The following is an 18,322-nucleotide window of genomic DNA, read 5'->3' on the forward strand; positions in this document are numbered from 1 at the left end:
TATCCGCGCTGGGGCCGAACCTTTGCAGGCCGCGCGCGACCGGAGCACAAGAGCCGGTCGCGCGTGGCCGTTTTTCATGCCCAGCGCGCGAAAACCGGCTCGCACACGAAAACACGAAGAGGCTCTCCGTGCCGCCTCCGACTCGGCACGGAGAGCCTCTCCGCGTGCGGTGAGGTGCCCACGCGCACGCTGTCCCAAACGCCGAATCCGCGGGAAAATTCCGGTACCGGAAGAAAACCCAGGTCAACTACGTGCGCGCGGCCGAATTTTCCGTGCCGCCTGCCGCCGTACCCGGACAATCCGGACGAGCGAAACGACCAGCACGGCACTCCACACCACGGCGAGCGTCGCCAGCAGCCCCAGCCATGTGTTCCCGTCGTGCAGACCGGGCTTCGGCGGCACGCCATAAGCACGCCACAGCAGCGGGAACGCCACGAAACCCAGCACCGCGGTCAACGCCGCGCCGACCTGCACTGGCCCACGCCACGGCAGCGGCAGGAATCGAGCGAGCAGCAGACCGACTACGCCCGCGATCGGAGCGAACACCGCGTCGTTGACGATCGGACCGCCGCCGATCCACAGCAACGTCGTGAAACTGTCCGGCCACGCCGGCGCCGCGTACTCGAGGAACAGCACGATCCCGTACGCCAACGCCGTTAATCCGGGCAGCACCAGCAGAATTCGCGCGGTCTTCACCGCACCTCCAGCTTCTCGACCCACTTCGTCTGCAACACGCCTGGCCGACTGGGTGCGATCACGCGGCACGGATACCCGTGGTCGAGATTCAGCACCTCACCGTTCAGTTCCAGCGCCAGCAACGTGAGCGGGTCGGCCGTGTGCTCGCCGGGCAACACGCTGACGCCGTACAGGCCGGTCTTCTCCAGCGACGACACCCGCACGTCCACGCCGGGCGAAGTCCCGCTCGCGCGCAGCAGGTCCGGGAACGAGACGCCGCGCCAGGTCGCCATCTGGCTCCACCCTTCGACGCACGCGATCGGCAAGTCCACAGTGGTCTGCGGCAACGCCCGCAGCTCGGCCAGCGTGAACTGCCGAGTCCCCGCCGGAGTCACCACGGACAACCGCCATCCAGGATCCTGCGCTGCCCGCGTGACCCGCGCTGCCACGGCCGTGCGGTTGACCGGCAGCTTCTGCGTGCCCTTGTCCGATCGCCACGACAACCCGGAGACGTTCCGCAGCGCCGGAACGGTCGCCCCAGCGGTCGCCAGCACGGCAACTCCGGTCGCGATCCCCGTGGTGGTCAGGAATCCCCGACGCGACAACCCAGGGCCAGACTGCTGAGCGGGCGCACGCTCCCGCGTCAGCGCCCGCCGGATCACCGGGAGCTTCACCGCGACATGCACGAAGATCGATCCGATCGCGACCCATGCCACCGCATAGTGCACCTGAGGAAAGTAGAAATTCCATGGGTAATTCTGCGCGACGTTCAGCAGTCCCGAACTCAGCTCGAAGAACGCTGCGCCGGACAGGACAAGGATCGACAGCCGCTCCACGGCGTGCGGCACCGAGCGCACCAGCGGCCGCTCGAACAGCTTCGGGTAGACGCTCCACAGTTTGGCCAGCAGCAACGGAATCGCCGCGATCCCGGACAGCACGTGTGCGCCCTGCGTCACCCGATACAGCCACACCGGACGGCTCGGCCAGAAGAACCACTCGGGCGGATGCTGGATCAAATGGCTCAGCAGACCGGTGATGAAGCAGATCAGGAACGCGAGCCCGAGCAGGCTGCCGACCCGGGCGGTCGCGCGTTCGCCGTGCGCACCGCCCTTGAACTGCTCCGCCCTCGGCACCCGGCGATCGACGGCACGGGCCCGTTCGCCGATCTTTGCCTGTGCTGCGGAAACCCGAGCGTCGAGCCCGCGCCACGCGGCTGCCAGCCGTTTCATGCGCGTGCCAGCTTCGCGAACCAGCGGCGGCCGCGACTGGTCGTCCACGCCACTCGAAAACCCGTCCGCACCGCGATTTCCGCAATGGCGTCGACACCGACCCACGCCCAGGTGAACCACCGCCCACCAGCGGGATCCGGCCGCAAGCGGACGTGGTCGCGGCGCACTCCCTGGCCGGGCTCCTCCAGTTCCACGAGCACGTCGCCATCTAGCGTGAGCAACTCGTGCACCCGCCGCAGCAGCGCATCGGGATCACCACCGATCCCGATGTTGCCGTCAGCCAGCAGCACGTGACTCCATCGTCCCTCGCCAGGAAGGCGAGTGAAAACGTTGCGCTGCAACGCACTCGCTCCGCGCCGTCGAGTCAGCCGCACCGCGACCGGCGAACTGTCCACGCCGAGGGCCACCACGCCTCGACGCGTCAACGCAGCGGTAAGCCGACCGGGTCCGCAGCCGACGTCGAGCGTCGGACCCGCGCACGCGTCCAGCAGCACGGCGTCGCCCGCACCGCAACCGTCCGCCCAACGACCGACCGGCAGCTCGATCCGGTCGCCGTTGGCGAGCTCCAGCCAGCAGTGATGGCCGAGCAGCCCGCGATCGAATTCCCGCCCAGTCGCGAGTTTCATGCCACCACTCCCACCGCGTCGACCGCGGCGGCGAACCTGGTGTCCGGCCGGATCGCGGCCACCCGCAGCGCGTCCTCCATGGTGTCCACATCGGACAGTGTCGGCAGCTCGACGACGCGGAGCCCGTTTCCTTCCAATGCCGCTCGGGTGCGGAATCCGGTGTCCGGACGCGACATCGGAACTCCGGCGAGCACTTGCGCCTGCCGCGGATCAGCCAGCCCGAGTCCCCACCAGCCCCCGTCTTCCGCGCTGCCCAGCACTGCGCGGCTGTCTCCGTCGACGACCGGCTTGATCGCCGAAGCCAGCAATACGGGGGAGACCTGCGGCGTGTCCATGCCGATCTGCAGCACGGGCAACCCGGCATGCACCGCGGCGGTGTCGGAGTGCGCGTTGGCCAGCCGGGTGCCGAAATCCCAGCCCCGCTGCGCAATCACGGTCGCCTTCCGCAACGCCCGGCCGATTTCGCCGCCTCGCGCCGCCTCCGAGAGGTCGCCCGTCATCGCCACGACGGTGATCGCGCCGTCAGTGGCGAACGCAGCGTCCAGCGTGTCCAACAGCGCGGAGGCGGCGATCTCCGCGGCCTGTTCTGGCGTCGCCGGCGGGCACAACCGAGTCTTCGCGAAGCCCGGCACCGGGGCTTTCGCGACTACAAGCAGGCAGAACGTCATCGGGCGAGCACCCGCCCGAAGTCCCGCACCGCTCGCAACGTGCCGCGCATCGAACCGGACACCTTCGATTTCGTGCCCCGTGCTCGTTCCTGGTAAGCGACGTCGAACTCCCGGACCGTCCAGCCCGCGCGCTGAGCCTTCACCAACAGCTCAAGCGGGTAGCCGAAAGCCCGGTCCGTGACGCCGAGAGCCAGCAACTCCCGACGACGCACCGCCCGCAGCGGCGCGATGTCCCGCACCGACAGTCCGCGGGACCGCAAGAGCAGCGAGAGGACGGCATTGCCTGCTCTTGCGTGCCACGGCCAAGCCGCCCGGGAAACCGGCACCCGTCGCCCGACCGCGAGGTCAGCACCATCCACAACCGCGGCGACCAGACGCGGCAACTCGGCCAGATCGAGTGACCCGTCGGCATCCGCGAAACAGACGATGTCGGCGGTCGCGTTCTCCAACCCGGTGTGGACAGCGGCACCGTAACCACGCCGCGGCTCGTCGACGACTTTCGCGCCGTGCGCGGCCGCGGCATCGGGGGAACCGTCGCGCGACCCGTTGTCCACGACGATCGCGCGATACCCCGCCGGCAGACCGGCGAGCACGCCGGGCAGCGCGGCCGCCTCGTCGAGGCAGGGGAGGACGACGTCCACTCCGAATTCGTTCACGAGGCGTACGGTAGGTCTGGAAAGGACAGTGCAGAACCCTTGCTGTGCTTACCAAATCCTGACGTTCGCCCAGATCTTACCGACTTCTCACGGATCCGCCGGAACCCTGCCGGACGCCCGCCCGCGGGGTTATCGTGACCGGCGATGAGCGAGTCGACGAAGGCTGCCCGGCTCGCCGAGCCGCCGCCCCCGGTTCCCGTCCGTCCCCGGTTCCGCGCCGATCTCGTGACGGTCGGCGTCACCCTCGTGGTGGTCGCCGCCGCGACCGCGGTTGGCGTGTACTACAACCGGCCAGGTTCGGACGTGGTGATCTACGCGTTCGCGCCGCCGTTGTTCGCGCATTGGCTGCCACACGTCGGCCCCGGCTCGGTGTTCGCCGTCCTGATCGCCGCCGGTGTCGTCCTGCACGGCCCGACCCTGGCCGCCCGGCTGCGATGGCGGCGCGCCCTGGCCGCGAGTTACCTGGCCTCCCTCGCCTGGATCTTCTCGCTCGCCATGGTGGACGGCTGGACGCGCGGCTTCACCGGTCGGCTGACCACTGTGCAGGAGTACCTGCACGAAGTCCCCGGCATCACGGACATCCCGCGGTTCCTCCGCGAATTCTCCTCGCGCATCCTCGACTTCCAGCCGAACTCGTGGACCACTCACGTGTCCGGCCACCCGCCCGGCGCGACCCTCGTCTTCGTCTGGCTCGACCGGCTCGGCCTCCACGGCGGTGCCTGGGCGTCGACCGCGGTCGTGCTGGTGGCCGCGCTGGTCGCGGTGGCGGTACCCGCGACGATCTCCCTGCTCGGCCGTCCCGATGCCGCCCGCGCGGCGCTTCCGTTCGCCGTGCTCAGCCCAGGCGCGGTGTGGCTGGGCGTATCCGCGGACGGCCTCTTCGCCGGTGTGACCGCCACCGGCATCGCACTGCTCGCCCTGGCGTCGGTGGGCTTCCGGGAACAGCGCGGTTACGCCTGGCCCACGGCGTTGGCAGCCGGGATTCTCATCGGATTCGGCATCTTCCTCTCCTACGGCCTCGTCCTGCTCGGCTTGGTCGCGCTGGCCGTCGCCGTGCTCGGCAGGCAATGGCGGACCACTCTCGTCGCCGCCTTTGGTGCGCTAGCAGTGGTCGCCGTGTTCGCGCTCGCCGGTTTCTGGTGGTTCGACGGCTACCACCTCGTCGTCGAGCGCTACTACCAGGGCGTCGCGCTGGTGCGGCCGTATTCCTACTGGGTGTGGGCCGATCTGGCCGCGGTGGCGGTCGCGTGCGGCCCCGCAGTGGTCGCAGCGGCTCGCCGGGGAGTGGCCAACGCGGTCTTCTTGCCTTCCCGCCGGACGATCCTGCGCGATCCGGTGTTGCTGATCGTGGTGGCGGCTCTGCTCACGATCGTGTTCGCTGATTCGTCCGGCCTGTCGAAGGCTGAGGTAGAACGGATCTGGCTACCGTTCGGCGCGTGGCTGATCCCGGCCACGGCGCTGCTCCCGGAGGGCCACCGCCGCTGGTGGCTGGCCGGACAGGCGGTGGTCGCGCTCGCGGTCAACCACCTGCTGCTGACGAACTGGTGAGGTGAGGCATGGAGGACCAAGCGGGTCGCGTGCTCGTGGTGGACGACGACGAGACCGTGCGCGACGTCGTCCGTCGCTACCTCGAAACCGCCGGTTTCACCGTCGACCTGGCCGGCGATGGCACGGCGGCGCTCGCCCGGTTCGCCGAGCGGGCGCCGGACCTGGTGGTGCTCGACGTGATGATGCCCGGCCTCAACGGTCTGGAGGTGTGCCGTCGGCTGCGGCAGACGAGCCAGGTGCCGATCGTCATGCTCACCGCACTTGGCGAGGAGGAAAACCGCATCGCCGGACTGCAACTGGGGGCCGACGACTACGTCACCAAACCGTTCAGCCCCAAGGAACTCACCCTGCGCGTGGCATCCGTGCTGCGCCGGGCCCGCATGCCGCGGCCCGAGCCGCCCACGGCTGAACTGACGGACGGCAACCTCCGGCTCCAGATGACCGCCCGCCAGGCGACCCTCGACGGCGCGGCGCTGCCGCTTACGACGCGCGAGTTCGATCTCCTCGCGTTCTTCCTCTCCCATCCCGGCGTCGCGTTCAGCCGGGCCGACCTGCTGGAAAAGGTGTGGGGCTGGGATTTCGGCGACCAGTCCACGGTGACTGTCCACGTGCGCCGGCTGCGCGAGAAAATCGAACGTGACCCGGCCAAACCAGTCCGCGTCGCGACGGTGTGGGGCGTTGGCTACCGCTACGACCGGACACAGCCGTGATCGGCTCGGGCGAGTCGGCGTGGGACATGTTCGTCCACGTCCTCCACATCCTGCCGCTCGCCTTGCTTTTCGCCTTGCCGGTGGCAGCACTGGGCGGACTCGCGCTTTACCTGCTGCGGCACCGGTCGCTGGCCACCACGATGACCACGCTCGTGCTGACTCCGGTCGCCGCGATGCTGGTCGGGATCCTCGGCGTGAGCGGCTTCATGTTCACCGAGGCCCTGACCACGGAACTGCTGGTGTGCCTGCTCGTGGCACTGGTGGCGGTGCCCGCGGCGATGGTGCTGGGCCGGGTCATCGCGCGGCGCAGTGTGTGGGAACGCGAGGCTCGGGAACGCGAACGCGCGGCGGAGGCGTCGCGTCGCGAACTGGTCGCGTGGATCAGCCACGACCTTCGCAGCCCGCTCGCCGGGATCCAGGCGATGGCCGAGGCGCTGGCCGACGGCGTGGTTTCGGAGCGCGCCGAGGTGGCCGACTACGCCCAGCGCATCAGCGGCGAGACCACCCGGCTGTCCGGCATGGTGGGGGATCTCTTCGAGCTGTCCCGGATCACCGCGGGAGCGCTCGAACTGAGCATGTCGGCGGTGCCGCTGCGCGACGTGGTGAGCGACGCGGTCGCCGCGCAGGCACCGGTGGCGGACCGCAAACGCGTACGGGTGCTGGAAAACGCGTCGGCGTGGCCAGTGGTGTCCGGCAGCGATCCGGAGCTGGCGCGGATCGTGCGGAACCTCGTGTCCAACGCCATCCGGCACACCCCGCCGGACGGCACAGTCGCCGTGCAGATCGGCATCGACGGCGACCAGGCGCTGCTGGCCGTGGACGACGGCTGCGGCGGGATTCCGGACGACGAGATCAGCCGGGTCTTCGACGTCGCCTTCCGCGGCACCCAAGCCCGCACCCCCGACCGCAGCGGCACCACCAGCGGCGGCGGGCTGGGCCTGGCGATCGCGAAGGGCCTGGTGGAAGCACACCGGGGACGGATCGGCGTGCAGAACCACGGCCCCGGATGCCGCTTCGAGGTGCGGTTGCCGCTGGCGGCCTCCTGAGCCGTCTATTGTGGACAGTCAGGAAGCGGCAACCGCCGCGACCGGCTCCACGCTGTGGTCGGCCGCGATCCGGAAGAACGGCTCGTCCGGGAAATGCACGGCCGCGACGATCGTGCCGGTACCGACCACCTCGCCGAGCCAGCGGCGGCGGGTCAGCTCCGCCTGTCCGGGATTGGCGTCGGACGCAGCACCGATCGCCGGATCAGCCATCTGCTCCGGAATCTGGAAGACGTCACCGATCAGGACAGCGCGACGGTCCTGGTCCGCGACTTCCAGCACGTAATGACCTGGCGTGTGTCCGGGCGCATGCCGGACGGTGACGCCGGGAGCGACCGTTTCCCCGTCAAGCATCGGACGCAGTTTGCCCTGGGAGCGAAGGGCTTCCAGCGCTACGCGGCCGCGGTCGTGCCGCCCCGCCGGCTCGATGAAGGCTGCCCAGTCGGGCGCGCCATACCGCACTTCGGCATTCGGGAAGTACGGCTCGCCGTTCGGCGCGACCCAGCCGATGTGGTCGGCGTGCAGATGAGTCAGCACCACGGTGTCGATGTCTGCCGGGGCAATCCCGGCCTCAGCGAGCGCTGCGGGCAAGCCGCCGGTGCGCTCCGGCTCGGCACCGCTGACCACGGGATGCAGTTGCTCTTTGGAGTGCTGCGGCAGATGCGGCTCGCCGGACGCACGCGGTCCGAAACCGGCGTCGACCAGCACGCTGCGGCCGCCCGTCCGGATCAGGAACGCGCCGATGACCACGGGCACGGTGCTCGGCGCCGAGCGCTTGCCCTGGAGTCTCGGGAAGAACGACGACGGCAGCTGCAACCGTCCGTCGGTCAGCGCGTGGATTTCAATGTCCCCCACCACGATGGAACGCATGCCCAGCATCAAGATCCGGTACGGCCGATTCATTCCGGAACGTGATCTTCACCTCATCGGGTGACGGAGGCACGCAGCTCCGCGGTGGCGAACGCGGCGATGCCCTCCGGGAAGGACGTTTCCGCCCGGAACCCGAGCAGCTCCCGTGCTCGAGCCGGGTCGGCGACCACGTGCCGGACGTCCGCGGGCCGCGCACCGCCGACGATCCTCGGCTCCGGCCCTCCGCAGGCACGGGCCAGCTCCCGGGCCAGGTCGCCGACGCTGTGCGGCTGTCCGGAACAGACGTTCAGCGGCGTGAGGTCTGCCTCCGGACCGTCGCTCTGGAGCGCGAGGACATTCGCTCGGGCGACGTCGTCCACGTGCACGAAATCCCGCTGCTGCCGCCCGTCCTCAAGCACGGTCGGCGCTTCGCCGCGCTCCAATGCCGAGCGGAACAGCGATGCCACGCCCGCGTATGGCGTGTTCTGCGGCATCCGCGGGCCGTAGACGTTGTGGTAGCGCAATGCGCAGACCGTGCCGCCGGTCTGCCGTGCCCATGCGCCCGCGAGATGTTCTTGCGCCAGTTTTGTTGCCGCGTAGGTGCTCCGGGGCAACAGCGGCGCGTCTTCGGGCACGAGTTGCCAGCCCAACTCGGCACCGCAGTGCGGGCAAGTGGGTTCGAATCGTCCGGCGTCCACATCGGACTGCCGGCGAGGTGACGGCGGAACGACACCGTGTTCCGCACACGCGTAACGCCCCTCGCCGTAGACCACCATCGACGAGGCGAGCACGAGCTTTCGCACCTTCGCCGCGTGCATCGCGGCCAGCAGCACGGCGGTGCCGTAGTCGTTGTTTAGCGCATACGAGGGCGCGTCGGAGGGATCCACGCCGTGCCCGACCACCGCGGCCTGGTGACAGACCGCGTCGACGCCGTCGAGCAGTTCGGCGACGATCTCGGTGTCGGTGACGTCACCGCGGAGGAAGCGGTGCCGCTGGGTGTATTCGGGCGGCGTGGTGGAGCCGTGCGCGGTGGACAGCAGGTTGTCCAGCACGACGACCTCGGCGCCGTCGTCGGCCAGCTGATCGGCGATCCGGGACCCGATGAACCCGGCTCCGCCGGTGATGAGCACTCGCACCTCGCCGACGCTAGGCGGCCCGCCCCGGGGTGCGCGCGGCCTGCGGGGACCACGTCACCGAATCGTCAGAAATCACCGGGCCCGCGGCGGCGAAGCGGGCCCCGAACCGGATACGGTGTCGGCATGGAACGGAGCGCACAGCGGCTGGGCCGGGCACTCGTGGTGATTGTGGACGACCGGGTCGCGCACGGGGAGCACGAGGACACCTCGGGGCCGCTCGTCACCGAGCTGCTCGAGGAGGCCGGGTTCATCGTCGACGGCGTCGTGGTGGTCGAGGCCGAGACTGCGGGCATCCGCAACGCGCTCAACACGGCGGTGATCGGCGGCGCTGACCTGGTGATCACGGTCGGCGGCACCGGAGTGTCGCCGCGCGACCGCACGCCGGACGCGACCGCCGGGGTCCTCGACCGCCCGATCCCGGGCATCGGCGAGGCCCTGCGCGCCTCGGGGCTGGCCGCGGGCGCGGTCGACGCCGGGATCTCCCGCGGCCTGGCCGGCGTTTCGGGCAGCACGCTGGTGGTCAACCTGGCCGGCTCGCGCGCGGCTGTGCGCGACGGCATGGCGACCCTCTCCTCGCTGGTCCCGCACGTGATCGACGAGCTTTCCGGCCTCGAAGAGGTCTGAGCCCGGCCGTTTCGCGGCGGATGTCTCTCTGCACTTGTCAAACAACAGGTGGGACGATGGACCCATGCCGCACGAGGAACGACGTCCCCGCACAGACGAGGCCCAGCGCCGCCGCCGGGTCGACGAGATCTTCGGCGACGTCCTGCCGGAGACCACGTCCGATGAGCGGGGCCGGGGCCCGGAGACCACTCCGGATTCGTGGTATCTCGAGAACCGGCCCCCGCATCACGATCGGTGACCCCTCAGCTGTCGCGGCTGGAGGGGCCGTTGCCCTGCTGCGCGCGCAGCAGGTCGCGGATTTCGATGAGCAGCTCGACGTCGGTGGGCTCGGCGGGGCCGGGCTCCTGGCCGCGCTTCCGCCGCTCCTGCAGGTGCTTCACCGGCAGGACGACCAGGAAGTAGACGATCGCCGCCACGATCACGAAGTTGATCGCCGCGTTGATCACGCCGCCGAAGTCCATGAAAGTCGCGCCGTTTGCCTTGAGGATCCGGAAACCGAGCCCCTGCGCCGCGTCGGAACCGCCGATCGCGCTGATCAGCGGCTTGATCAGGCCGTTGGTGAACGCGGTGACGATCGCGGTGAACGCGGCGCCGATCACGACGGCGACCGCGAGGTCGACGACGTTGCCGCGCATCAGGAAGTCCTTGAAACCTTTCAGCACTGCTGCTCCCAGGGGATTCGGGACAGGCGTCTGGCCGCCTTCAGACAGCCGTCGCCCATCGGAACAGGGTCGGGTTAGCGGAGAGTAACCGTTACCGGTCGTTCGAGCGAGGAAGCAGCGACCTGCGTGGCAACCTGCGCCGGCAGCGCGAGCAGCACCAGCGGACCCTTCTGCGGCGGGCCCAAAGTGTGGTTCCCGGTGTCGTCGGAACGCCGGACGGTGACCACCGAAGCCCCTCTGGCCAGCACAGACGCGGAATTTGTGGTATCCGCGCCCGCGACGACGTCAACGCGCTGGCCCGGCTGAAGCAACTCGGCGACGGCCGCGTCCGCGAGCCGGACGGCCACGGTGACCGCGCCGGGTTCACCCGTTACGGGGAGGTTGTTGCCCAGAAGCCGGACGTCGGTGATGGGCTCGCCGGCTCGCGCCGCGCCGGACAGAAGCCGGCCCACCGCTGTGTCGGTCGCCGAGAGCGCGCCGGACGGACGGAGGTTGTCGGGCAGCGCGACGGTCCGCACGTCCGCAGCGCGCAGGACTGAGCCCGCGGGCAGGTCGCGTGCGGAGACCACCGTCGAGGTGGCGGGTGCGCCCCGTGCAGAGGGCGGGAGAAACAGGACAAGCAGGCCGGCCAAGAGCAGGGCCGCCGCGAGACACCGGCGGAGCATCCGGGCTCGCCGCCCGCGCGGCAGACGGACGTCAGGCAGCGCGGGAAGGCGGCTGAGCAAGGTGTTCACGGTTGTCCCCTCGTCGGTTCCGGTGCGGCGGGATGCCGCACGAATCCGACGTTAAGGACGTCGCGAACCGGCCGGAAGAGCCGATTCGCGAACCTGTGGACAACTGGCCCCTTGTGGATAACTCGGGGGTCAGGAGGGCGTGGAAGCCGTTTTTGTCGTGCTCGTCGTGGAGGATGTGTTCGAGGACGAAGAAGACGTCGACGAAGAGGAGGTGGTGGACGACGAGTCGGACTTGGCGCTCTCGGTCTTGGCCGGGGTCGCGGAGGTGCTCGACTTGCTCGAATCACGCGAATCCGTGCGGTAGAACCCGCTGCCCTTGAAGACCACGCCGACCGAACTGAAGACCTTGCGCAGGGCGCCGGAGCACTGCGGGCAGACGGTCAGGCTGGGGTCGGAGAAGGACTGCACCGCCTCGAAGCGGTGGTCACATTCCTTGCAGGCGTACTGGTACGTGGGCACTGAAGCTCCTTCATGCACTGGCACTCGACCTACAAGAGTGCTAGCCCAATTGTGCTGGACAGCATTCCCTCAGCGCAATTACCCCTTGCTCACAGTGCGGGCGAGGAAGGGGCGGTGGCGGGTTAGTGCTGGTCAGGGCGTCCTGGGCGGCGGTGGGTGGGTGGCTGGACTGCGGCTGGTCCGGTCGACTGGGCCGTTGCTGGGCTGGTTGGCGGGGCCTGGAGGGCCTCGTGCGGGCTTGCTCGCGGCGGTTTTGGTGGTCGTGAGGGGCGGGTGCTGGTGTGGGTTGTGTGCGGATGCGTGGTTTGGGTGGTTCGTGGCTGGACGGTGGCCATCGGATTCGAGTGGCGGGTCATGGTGGCGGCCATCGGGTTCGGTAGGGGCCATGACGGTGGGCATCGGGTTCGGGCGGCGGTACCGGACACGGCTGGCCGGTTGAGTGGTCTTGACCACTTTCGAGCCGAGGCAGGCCGAGCCGCGCCGTGCCGCGTCGCCGTGCCGCGCCGAGCTGCGTCGCCGCGCCGAGCCGCGCCGAGCCGCGTCGTGCCGCGTGGAGCCGCCGAGCGAGCCGCGCCGAGCGAGCCGCGCCGAGCGGGCCGCGCCGCGCGGAGCCGTCGAGCCGAGCTGTGCCGCGTCGCGTGGAGCCGTCGCGCCGTTGAGCCCTTGAGCGGCGTCGCGTGGAGCTGAGCCGAGCCGTGTCGCGCTGAGCCGCCGAGCGGAGCCGTTGTCGCGCTGCGTCCCGCCGAGCCGAGCCGCGCCGAGCGGCGGTCTCACCTGGCAGCGGCAGCCCTTGGCAGCTGGATGAGGCCGGAGGGCGTCAGGACGGCGGTCATGGGCACGTCGTGGGGTTCGGCGGGGAGATGGTCGACGACCTCCTCGGCGCGCACCACGGCCACGCGGGCGGTGTCGGGCGCGGCGGTCAGGGTGCGGTCGTAGTAGCCCGCTCCGCGGCCGAGGCGGGTGCCGTGGCGGTCGACGGCCAGGGCGGGGATCAGCAGCACCTGCGCCGACGCCACCGCGGCGGTGCCCAGGCGCGGACCGGACGGTTCGAGGACGCCGCGGAGGCGTCCGGGGATCAGGGCGTCCGGGCCGGTGTACTCGGACCAGTCGAGCGGGCCCGGAGTGTCCGGGATGACGGGCAGCAGGACGCGCGCGCCCGTCGCGGCCAGGGCGTTCACCAGGGAGATTTGGCCGGGCTCGGTGCCGAAAGGGAGGTACGCGCACACCGTTTCCGCGTGGATTGACGACGCTGCGGTCGCCAGGGCGGCTGCCTCGCGGGCATGGGCTTCGGGGGGCAGTTCGGCGCGGGCTCGAAGGATTCGTGTCCGCCACTCCGCCTTGCTCGGGGTCTCATTGCCCGGCTCGTGCATGAGACCAGGTTAGGCTTTGCGCCCATGACGGGCGCCTCAACCACCCAGACCTTCAGAACCGCCATCGTGCCTGCCGCAGGCCTCGGCACGCGATTCCTGCCGACCACGAAAGCGGTGCCCAAAGAGCTGCTGCCAGTGGTCGACACGCCGGGGATCGAGATCGTCGCGAGCGAAGCGGCGAGTGCGGGGGCGAAGCGGCTGGTGATCGTCACCTCGCCGGACAAGGAAGCTGTCGTCCGGTACTTCGAGGCGAAGCCGGACCTGGAGAAGACGCTCGAGGACAAGGGCAAGACCGAGCTGCTGGCGAAGGTCCGGCGCGGGCCGGAGCTGCTGGACGTCGAGGTCGCGATCCAGGAGCAGGCACTCGGGCTCGGGCACGCGGTCGCGCAGGCCGAGCCGAACCTCACCGACGAAGACACCGCTGTCGCCGTTCTCCTGCCCGATGACCTCGTGTTGCCCGCCGGGGTCCTCGACCGGATGTCGGCCGTCCGCGCCCAGTACGGCGGAAGCGTGCTTTGCGCCTTCGACATTCCGAAAGAACAGATCTCCCCGTACGGCGTCTTCGACGTCACCGACACCGACGACCCGGACGTCAAGCAGGTCCACGGCATGGTCGAGAAGCCCAAGCCGGAGGACGCGCCGTCGACCTACGCCGCGGCTGGGCGGTACCTGCTCGACCGGGCGATTTTCGACGCGCTGCGCCGGATCGAGCCCGGTGCGGGCGGCGAGCTGCAGCTCACCGACGCCGTCGCGCTGCTGATCCAGGAGGGGCACCCCGTGCACATCGTCGTCCACCGCGGCGGGCGGCACGACCTGGGCAACCCGGGCGGATTCCTGCGCGCCGCCGTCGATTTCGCGCTCGAGGACCCGGATTACGGGCCGTCGCTGCGCACCTGGCTGACCGAACGGATCGGAAACGATCGCCCATGACGGACTCCCTCGATTCCACCCCTGCCGTCCCGACCGAAGACGTGCCCGAACCGACGGTTCAGGCCGTCGCCGCGGCGGAATCGGCGGAAATCGTTGCCTCGACGGAAGAATCCGCCGAGACCGGCGATTTCCGCTCGGTCGACGAGCAGATCGCGCTGACCCTCGACGCCGCCGTGCGCCCGCGTCCGGTTCGCGTCGCGATCTCCGAAGCGCAGGGTCTGCTCTGCGCTGAGGAGGTCGTCGCCGAGCACGCGCTGCCCGGGTTCGACCAGGCGGCGGTCGACGGTTACGCGGTCCGGAGCGTCGACGTGCAGACCGCCGGACAGGAACCGGTCCAGCTGCCGGTCGTCGGCGAAATCCCGGCTGGCTCGCGTCAGCCGCGACGGCTGCAGCCGGGCCAGGCCGTGCGGGTCGACACCGGCGCGCCGCTGCCCACGCTCGCGGACGCCGTCGTCCCGACCGCTTACACCGACGGCCACCAGGCCAAGGTCACCATCACCCGTTCCGTGCCGTCGGCCGGCTACGTGCGCCGGACCGGCGAGGACGTGCAGATCGGCGACGTCGCGGTGCGCAAGGGCGACACCATCGGCTCCGCGCAGGTCGGGCTGCTCGCCGCGGTCGGCCGCGCGAAGGTGCTGGTCTACCCCCGGCCGCGGGTCTCGATCGTGTCGGTTGGCGACGAGCTCGTGGACATCGACCGCACGCCGTCGGTCGGCCAGGTCTACGACGTCAACTCGTACGCGCTGGCCGCGGCCGCTCGCGACGCGGGCGCCGAGGTGAGCCGGGTCGGCATCGTGCCGGGCGACCCGAAACGGCTCCGCGAGGTCGTCGAAGGACGGCTGCTGATGTCCGAGATCGTGGTCGTCGCGGGCGGAGCAGGCGGGTCTTCCGGCGACGAGGTGCACGCCGCGCTGTCCGACCTCGGGCACATCGACCTGACGAGGGTCGCGATGCACCCCGGCTCGGTGCAGGGCTTCGGCAGGCTCGGCCCGGACTCGGTGCCGACCTTCCTCATCCCGGGCAACCCGATGAGCGCGCTCGTGGTGTTCGAGGTGCTGGTACGGCCGCTGATCCGCACCGCGCGCGGCACGCGCAACCCGCACCGCCGGGTGGTCGGCGCGAGGCTGCTGTCGTCGATCACCTCGACGAAGGGCCGCCGCGGCTACCTGCGCGGCCAGCTGCTGCGCGACGAGGCGAACGGCGAGTACCTGGTGCAGCCGCTCGGGACGTCGGGTGCGCATCTGCTCGCGTCGCTGGCCGAGGCCAACTGCCTCATCACCGTCGAGGAGGACCTCACCGAGGTGGCCGCGGGCGACCAGGTCAAGGTCACCTTCCTCGCCCAGCGCGCCTGATCCGTGGCCGCACTCGCCGACTCGGTCGAAAACCGGCACCCCGGCTGGCCCGCCACGCTCGGCCCCCTGCGGATCCCGGCAGGCGTGCTCGCCGTGCGCCCGGTGCGGTTGCGCGACGCCGGCGAGTGGAGCCGCGTCCGGCTGCGCGACCGCGAGCACCTCGAGGAGTGGGAGCCGACCGGGATCGGGCCGTGGGCGGACCGCAACGCGTTCTGGTCGTGGCCGTCGCAGTGGGCGGCGCTGCGCGGGCTCGCGCGGCGCGGGCAGTGCCTGCCGTTCACGATCACGGTTGACGGAAAGTTCGCGGGGCAGATCACTGTCGGTAATGTGATCCGCGCCGCACTCCGGTCGGCCTGGATCGGGTATTGGGTGTCCTCCGAGATCGTCCGGGGAGGCGTGGCCACCGCGGCCGTCGCGCTCGTGACAGATCACGCTTTCGATGTCGCCGGCCTGCACCGGCTCGAAGCGACCGTGCGGCCGGAGAACAACGCCAGCATCCGCGTGCTCACCAAGGCCGGATATCGGCAGGAAGGGCTGTTCGAGCGGTACCTCGACGTCGCCGGAGCCTGGCGTGACCACCTGTGTTTCGCCGTGACGAAAGAGGAGACCGGCAACGGCCTGGTGTCCCGGCTGGTGGCGTCCGGACGCGCCGAACTGGCCTGACGGTGACTACGCGTCCCAGTGCGATCACGCGTTACCACATCATGTGAGATTCACCTAATGCGGTGATGCATTTTCGTGATCGAACCCGGCGAGTCTGCGCCTCCTGTGTGACTGTTGTGGCTAGCGTGACTACAGCAGAGGATCGGGGGAGGTGACGGGAGATGCCCAGTTCGGTGATCATCGTCGCGCTCGCCGCGGCATGGCTCGTCGTTCTCGTGCCCATGGTGGCTCGCAAACGCCAGCAAGTCACGCGGACGCCAACCTCCGCGCTGGCCGCCCGGGTAGTGCGAAGGGGCAGTGCTCGCAACGAGGGACAGGAGGACGACGCCATGTCCGACCATGCGAATCCTTCGGTGGAGGATGACCTCGCCGAACTCGAGGCGGAACTCGACGCTGACCTGGACGCCGAGCCCGAACCCGAACCGGAGCCGCTTCCGCAGCCTTCGCGCGCGGAACGGGCCGCCGAACCGCGCCGCGAACGCCGCAGCTACCGGCCCGGCCGGGGCGGCTTCGACCCGGAGGCAGCGGAGATCGCGGCCAAGGCCAGGTACGCGTTCCGTCAGCGGGTGGTCGTGATCCTGCTGATCGCCGCCGTCGTCACGGCCGCGATCGCCGGATTCGCCATCTCGCTCGCGTGGTGGGCGCACGCCGCGGTGGACGTCGCCCTCGTCGGCTACCTCGTGTACCTCCGCCGCCAGGTCCGCATAGAGAACGAGATCCGGCAGCGCCGGATGGCCCGCTACGCGACGACGGCTCCCGCTCCTGCCTACGAGGCGTACGACTCCTTCGAGGAGGAGGAAGAGGAGGACGTCGAGGTCGTGGCACCCGAGGTGCCGCGCGACATCGTGGAGCGCAAACCGTCCCCGATGTCCCGCATCCGCCGGCAGGCAGTCGTGGTCGACCTGGACGACGAAGACCCGGCTTTCGAGGAACTCGCCGAGCCCACCGCGGGCCCGTACCGCCGGGCGGTCGGAGAGTGACCCCCGTTGTTCGGTGCCTGGAGGGCGCTGCTAAGCTTTCCAAGCACTGAACAACAGGGGCTCACGCTCCTGAGGGGCTGTAGCGCAGTTGGTAGCGCGTCTCGTTCGCATCGAGAAGGTCAGGGGTTCGATTCCCCTCAGCTCCACAGCAAGTCAGAGGCCCTTTCCGGGTAACCGGGAAGGGCCTTTTTCGTGCCCGTACAGCAAAGTACAGCAGCGTCTTTCGCCTCCCTATTCGTCAGTGCTGCAGTGGCGTCGGGCGAGCGATTCGATCTCCGCCGTATTCGGGTGCACGGAGTCTGCTCAGGCGGGCGTAACGTGCCGGCCGAGTCGTGCGGCGGCTTCGGGGAATAGGCGTAGCGCGTTGCCGCCGATGGCTTCGAGTTGATCGCGCGGCAGTCCGTCGAAGTGCGCCAGGGCATGTCTGTTGGCTTCCAGCGTTGCCTCCGTGCTGCACGGCACGCCGCTGTCGGAGCCGTAGACGATGTGGTCGGGGGTGGTCATGGCCAGAGCCGCGGCGAGAGAGTGCGCGGTGCCGGTGGCGGCGGTGTCCAGATACAGGCCGGCAAGGTGCTCCCGGATCTCGCGGGGGTCGAGCTGGTTCGGGTTCGGCACCCAGGCTTCCGTGCCCAGCAGTCGCAGCCGTCCGGACAGGGCGGGCAGCGCGCCGCCGCAGTGGGCGACGATCAGCCGCATGTTCGGGAATCTGCGGAAGATGCCCGCGTAGAGCATGTCGACGATGGTGCGCGCGGTTTCGAAGGCGACTTCCAGCAGCGGGCTGGGGCGACCCAGGGACGCGGGAGCGTAGGCGTCCGGGTGGGCGAACACGGTCGCGCGCCGGCGATCGAGTTCGGCCCACACTGGTTCCAGGCTTGCGTCGCCGAGGGAGATGCCGTTGTAGTTGCAGGTCACTGCGAATCCGTCCGCCGACAGGTCGCGGGAGGCGCGCTCGATTTCGGCGAGTGCGGCGGGCGGGTCGTCGGTGGGCAGTGCGGCGAGCAGACCGAAGCTCGACGGGTGATCCGACACGAGGGACGCGCCGTAGTCGTTAGACGCGCGAAGGGCGTCCGGCGTCTTCGGGATGTTGCTGAGGAACTGCATCGTGACGCCGGCGCGATTCATGTAGTCCAACGCTCCGTCCACAGTCCAGTGGTAGGGCGCTGGCGCGAGGAATTGCGCCTCCCGCATCGACCGCCATCGTGCTTCCCGTTCTTCGGGAGTGGTGGGCGGGGTGAAATGCGCGTGCACATCGATCAAATCGGACATCGTCACGGGTAATCCTTTGCCTTGGAGGTGGCGCACTGGCCACGGGATCGATGGTCCACTCTCATTCACAACAAAGGAAGCAAATACTCTCCATGTGGAGTATAGAGTGAAGCGATAACGCACCGTCGCCCGTCGGAGTTCA

At 69.8% G+C, this 18,322-nt stretch carries 21 protein-coding genes and 1 tRNA gene; 10 read left to right on the top strand and 12 right to left on the bottom strand.

The window, feature by feature from the left end; genetic code table 11:
- Positions 1-243 precede the first annotated feature (243 nt).
- The 5 genes from FKO37_RS08500 to FKO37_RS08520 are packed head-to-tail and all read right to left on the bottom strand — an operon-like array spanning position 244 to position 3,839.
- Positions 244-696, bottom strand: a complete 453-nt coding sequence (locus FKO37_RS08500) for a hypothetical protein (RefSeq protein ID WP_037811128.1) — start codon at positions 694-696, stop codon at positions 244-246.
- Positions 693-1,904 (bottom strand): molybdopterin-dependent oxidoreductase, encoded by a 1,212-nt coding sequence (locus tag FKO37_RS08505; protein WP_238604169.1) that lies wholly within the window; start codon positions 1,902-1,904, stop codon positions 693-695. The genes FKO37_RS08500 and FKO37_RS08505 overlap by 4 nt, the downstream gene beginning before the upstream one ends.
- On the bottom strand, positions 1,901-2,530 hold the full coding sequence (locus FKO37_RS08510) for a class I SAM-dependent methyltransferase (protein WP_037811130.1): 630 nt from the start codon (positions 2,528-2,530) through the stop codon (positions 1,901-1,903). Before FKO37_RS08510 ends, FKO37_RS08505 begins: the two co-directional genes overlap by 4 nt.
- Positions 2,527-3,198, bottom strand: a complete 672-nt coding sequence (locus tag FKO37_RS08515; protein WP_134665165.1) for a DUF2064 domain-containing protein — start codon at positions 3,196-3,198, stop codon at positions 2,527-2,529. Before FKO37_RS08515 ends, FKO37_RS08510 begins: the two co-directional genes overlap by 4 nt.
- Positions 3,195-3,839 (bottom strand): glycosyltransferase family 2 protein, encoded by a 645-nt coding sequence (locus tag FKO37_RS08520; protein ID WP_238608235.1) that lies wholly within the window; start codon positions 3,837-3,839, stop codon positions 3,195-3,197. Before FKO37_RS08520 ends, FKO37_RS08515 begins: the two co-directional genes overlap by 4 nt.
- A 159-nt stretch (positions 3,840-3,998) precedes the next feature.
- Here FKO37_RS08520 and FKO37_RS08525 point away from each other — a divergent pair, with 159 nt between their 5' ends.
- The 3 genes from FKO37_RS08525 to FKO37_RS08535 are packed head-to-tail and all read left to right on the top strand — an operon-like array spanning position 3,999 to position 7,158.
- Positions 3,999-5,402 (top strand): hypothetical protein, encoded by a 1,404-nt coding sequence (locus FKO37_RS08525; protein WP_238604170.1) that lies wholly within the window; start codon positions 3,999-4,001, stop codon positions 5,400-5,402.
- Positions 5,403-5,410: 8 nt separating this feature from the next.
- On the top strand, positions 5,411-6,112 hold the full coding sequence (locus FKO37_RS08530) for a response regulator transcription factor (protein ID WP_238604171.1): 702 nt from the start codon (positions 5,411-5,413) through the stop codon (positions 6,110-6,112).
- Positions 6,109-7,158, top strand: a complete 1,050-nt coding sequence (locus FKO37_RS08535; RefSeq protein WP_134729262.1) for a sensor histidine kinase KdpD — start codon at positions 6,109-6,111, stop codon at positions 7,156-7,158. The genes FKO37_RS08530 and FKO37_RS08535 overlap by 4 nt, the downstream gene beginning before the upstream one ends.
- Before the next feature lie 18 nt (positions 7,159-7,176).
- On the opposite strand, the gene FKO37_RS08540 is transcribed toward FKO37_RS08535, so the two are convergent.
- Positions 7,177-8,058: an MBL fold metallo-hydrolase gene (locus tag FKO37_RS08540; RefSeq protein ID WP_238604172.1), complete on the bottom strand. Its 882-nt coding sequence runs from the start codon at positions 8,056-8,058 to the stop codon at positions 7,177-7,179.
- Positions 8,059-8,078: 20 nt separating this feature from the next.
- On the bottom strand, positions 8,079-9,140 hold the full coding sequence (locus FKO37_RS08545) for an SDR family NAD(P)-dependent oxidoreductase (RefSeq protein ID WP_238604173.1): 1,062 nt from the start codon (positions 9,138-9,140) through the stop codon (positions 8,079-8,081).
- A 123-nt stretch (positions 9,141-9,263) separates the two neighbouring features.
- Here FKO37_RS08545 and FKO37_RS08550 point away from each other — a divergent pair, with 123 nt between their 5' ends.
- Together FKO37_RS08550 and FKO37_RS08555 are read left to right on the top strand one after the other, a co-directional pair.
- Positions 9,264-9,764, top strand: coding sequence for a molybdenum cofactor biosynthesis protein B (locus FKO37_RS08550; protein WP_009083558.1), 501 nt, complete (start codon positions 9,264-9,266; stop codon positions 9,762-9,764).
- A 64-nt stretch (positions 9,765-9,828) separates the two neighbouring features.
- Complete coding sequence (locus tag FKO37_RS08555; protein ID WP_162836035.1) at positions 9,829-10,002, top strand: hypothetical protein; 174 nt, start codon at positions 9,829-9,831, stop codon at positions 10,000-10,002.
- Between the two features lie 4 nt (positions 10,003-10,006).
- Here FKO37_RS08555 and mscL read toward each other — a convergent pair whose 3' ends face one another.
- The 4 genes from mscL to FKO37_RS08575 all read right to left on the bottom strand — a co-directional run bounded on the left by mscL (position 10,007) and on the right by FKO37_RS08575 (position 12,989).
- Positions 10,007-10,426 carry a large-conductance mechanosensitive channel protein MscL gene (gene mscL, locus FKO37_RS08560; RefSeq protein WP_037811136.1) on the bottom strand — a complete coding sequence of 140 codons (420 nt, stop codon included), beginning with the start codon at positions 10,424-10,426 and terminating at the stop codon, positions 10,007-10,009.
- Between the two features lie 74 nt (positions 10,427-10,500).
- The gene (locus FKO37_RS08565) at positions 10,501-11,160 is read right to left on the bottom strand and encodes an SAF domain-containing protein (protein WP_238604174.1); all 660 of its coding nucleotides are present in this window, start codon (positions 11,158-11,160) and stop codon (positions 10,501-10,503) included.
- 129 nt (positions 11,161-11,289) lie between these two features.
- Entirely contained in the window at positions 11,290-11,619 is a 330-nt protein-coding gene (locus tag FKO37_RS08570) for an FmdB family zinc ribbon protein (RefSeq protein WP_078870386.1), read from the bottom strand.
- Between the two features lie 770 nt (positions 11,620-12,389).
- Positions 12,390-12,989 (bottom strand): 5-formyltetrahydrofolate cyclo-ligase, encoded by a 600-nt coding sequence (locus tag FKO37_RS08575; protein ID WP_238604175.1) that lies wholly within the window; start codon positions 12,987-12,989, stop codon positions 12,390-12,392.
- Between the two features lie 24 nt (positions 12,990-13,013).
- Here FKO37_RS08575 and FKO37_RS08580 point away from each other — a divergent pair, with 24 nt between their 5' ends.
- From FKO37_RS08580 to FKO37_RS08600, 5 genes are all read left to right on the top strand, one after another.
- A complete protein-coding gene (locus FKO37_RS08580; protein ID WP_043830782.1) occupies positions 13,014-13,919 on the top strand; it encodes a UTP--glucose-1-phosphate uridylyltransferase in 906 nt (301 codons plus the stop codon).
- Entirely contained in the window at positions 13,916-15,271 is a 1,356-nt protein-coding gene (glp, locus tag FKO37_RS08585) for a gephyrin-like molybdotransferase Glp (protein WP_238604176.1), read from the top strand. Before FKO37_RS08580 ends, glp begins: the two co-directional genes overlap by 4 nt.
- 3 nt (positions 15,272-15,274) lie before the next feature.
- Positions 15,275-15,934: a GNAT family N-acetyltransferase gene (locus tag FKO37_RS08590; RefSeq protein WP_037811141.1), complete on the top strand. Its 660-nt coding sequence runs from the start codon at positions 15,275-15,277 to the stop codon at positions 15,932-15,934.
- A gap of 161 nt (positions 15,935-16,095) precedes the next feature.
- Positions 16,096-16,914 (top strand): gephyrin-like molybdotransferase receptor GlpR, encoded by an 819-nt coding sequence (gene glpR, locus FKO37_RS08595; protein ID WP_238604177.1) that lies wholly within the window; start codon positions 16,096-16,098, stop codon positions 16,912-16,914.
- A 73-nt stretch (positions 16,915-16,987) separates the two neighbouring features.
- Positions 16,988-17,060, top strand: a tRNA-Ala gene (locus FKO37_RS08600).
- Positions 17,061-17,217: 157 nt separating this feature from the next.
- Here the strand turns inward: FKO37_RS08600 and FKO37_RS08605 are convergent.
- Positions 17,218-18,180 (bottom strand): amidohydrolase family protein, encoded by a 963-nt coding sequence (locus FKO37_RS08605; protein WP_238604178.1) that lies wholly within the window; start codon positions 18,178-18,180, stop codon positions 17,218-17,220.
- Positions 18,181-18,322: the final 142 nt, after the last annotated feature.

It is taken from the genome of Amycolatopsis sp. Poz14, from assembly GCF_006704225.1.
GTDB lineage: Bacteria > Actinomycetota > Actinomycetes > Mycobacteriales > Pseudonocardiaceae > Amycolatopsis > Amycolatopsis nivea.

Coding starts and splice junctions, on each gene's coding strand:
- FKO37_RS08505 (WP_238604169.1), bottom strand. CDS start 1,904: ATGAAACGGCTGGCAGCCGCGTGGCGCGGGCTCGACGCTCGGGTTTCC.
- FKO37_RS08510 (WP_037811130.1), bottom strand. CDS start 2,530: ATGAAACTCGCGACTGGGCGGGAATTCGATCGCGGGCTGCTCGGCCAT.
- FKO37_RS08515 (WP_134665165.1), bottom strand. CDS start 3,198: ATGACGTTCTGCCTGCTTGTAGTCGCGAAAGCCCCGGTGCCGGGCTTC.
- FKO37_RS08525 (WP_238604170.1), top strand. CDS start 3,999: ATGAGCGAGTCGACGAAGGCTGCCCGGCTCGCCGAGCCGCCGCCCCCG.
- FKO37_RS08530 (WP_238604171.1), top strand. CDS start 5,411: ATGGAGGACCAAGCGGGTCGCGTGCTCGTGGTGGACGACGACGAGACC.
- FKO37_RS08540 (WP_238604172.1), bottom strand. CDS start 8,058: ATGAATCGGCCGTACCGGATCTTGATGCTGGGCATGCGTTCCATCGTG.
- FKO37_RS08550 (WP_009083558.1), top strand. CDS start 9,264: ATGGAACGGAGCGCACAGCGGCTGGGCCGGGCACTCGTGGTGATTGTG.
- FKO37_RS08555 (WP_162836035.1), top strand. CDS start 9,829: ATGCCGCACGAGGAACGACGTCCCCGCACAGACGAGGCCCAGCGCCGC.
- FKO37_RS08575 (WP_238604175.1), bottom strand. CDS start 12,989: ATGCACGAGCCGGGCAATGAGACCCCGAGCAAGGCGGAGTGGCGGACA.
- FKO37_RS08580 (WP_043830782.1), top strand. CDS start 13,014: ATGACGGGCGCCTCAACCACCCAGACCTTCAGAACCGCCATCGTGCCT.
- glp (WP_238604176.1), top strand. CDS start 13,916: ATGACGGACTCCCTCGATTCCACCCCTGCCGTCCCGACCGAAGACGTG.
- glpR (WP_238604177.1), top strand. CDS start 16,096: ATGCCCAGTTCGGTGATCATCGTCGCGCTCGCCGCGGCATGGCTCGTC.
- FKO37_RS08605 (WP_238604178.1), bottom strand. CDS start 18,180: ATGTCCGATTTGATCGATGTGCACGCGCATTTCACCCCGCCCACCACT.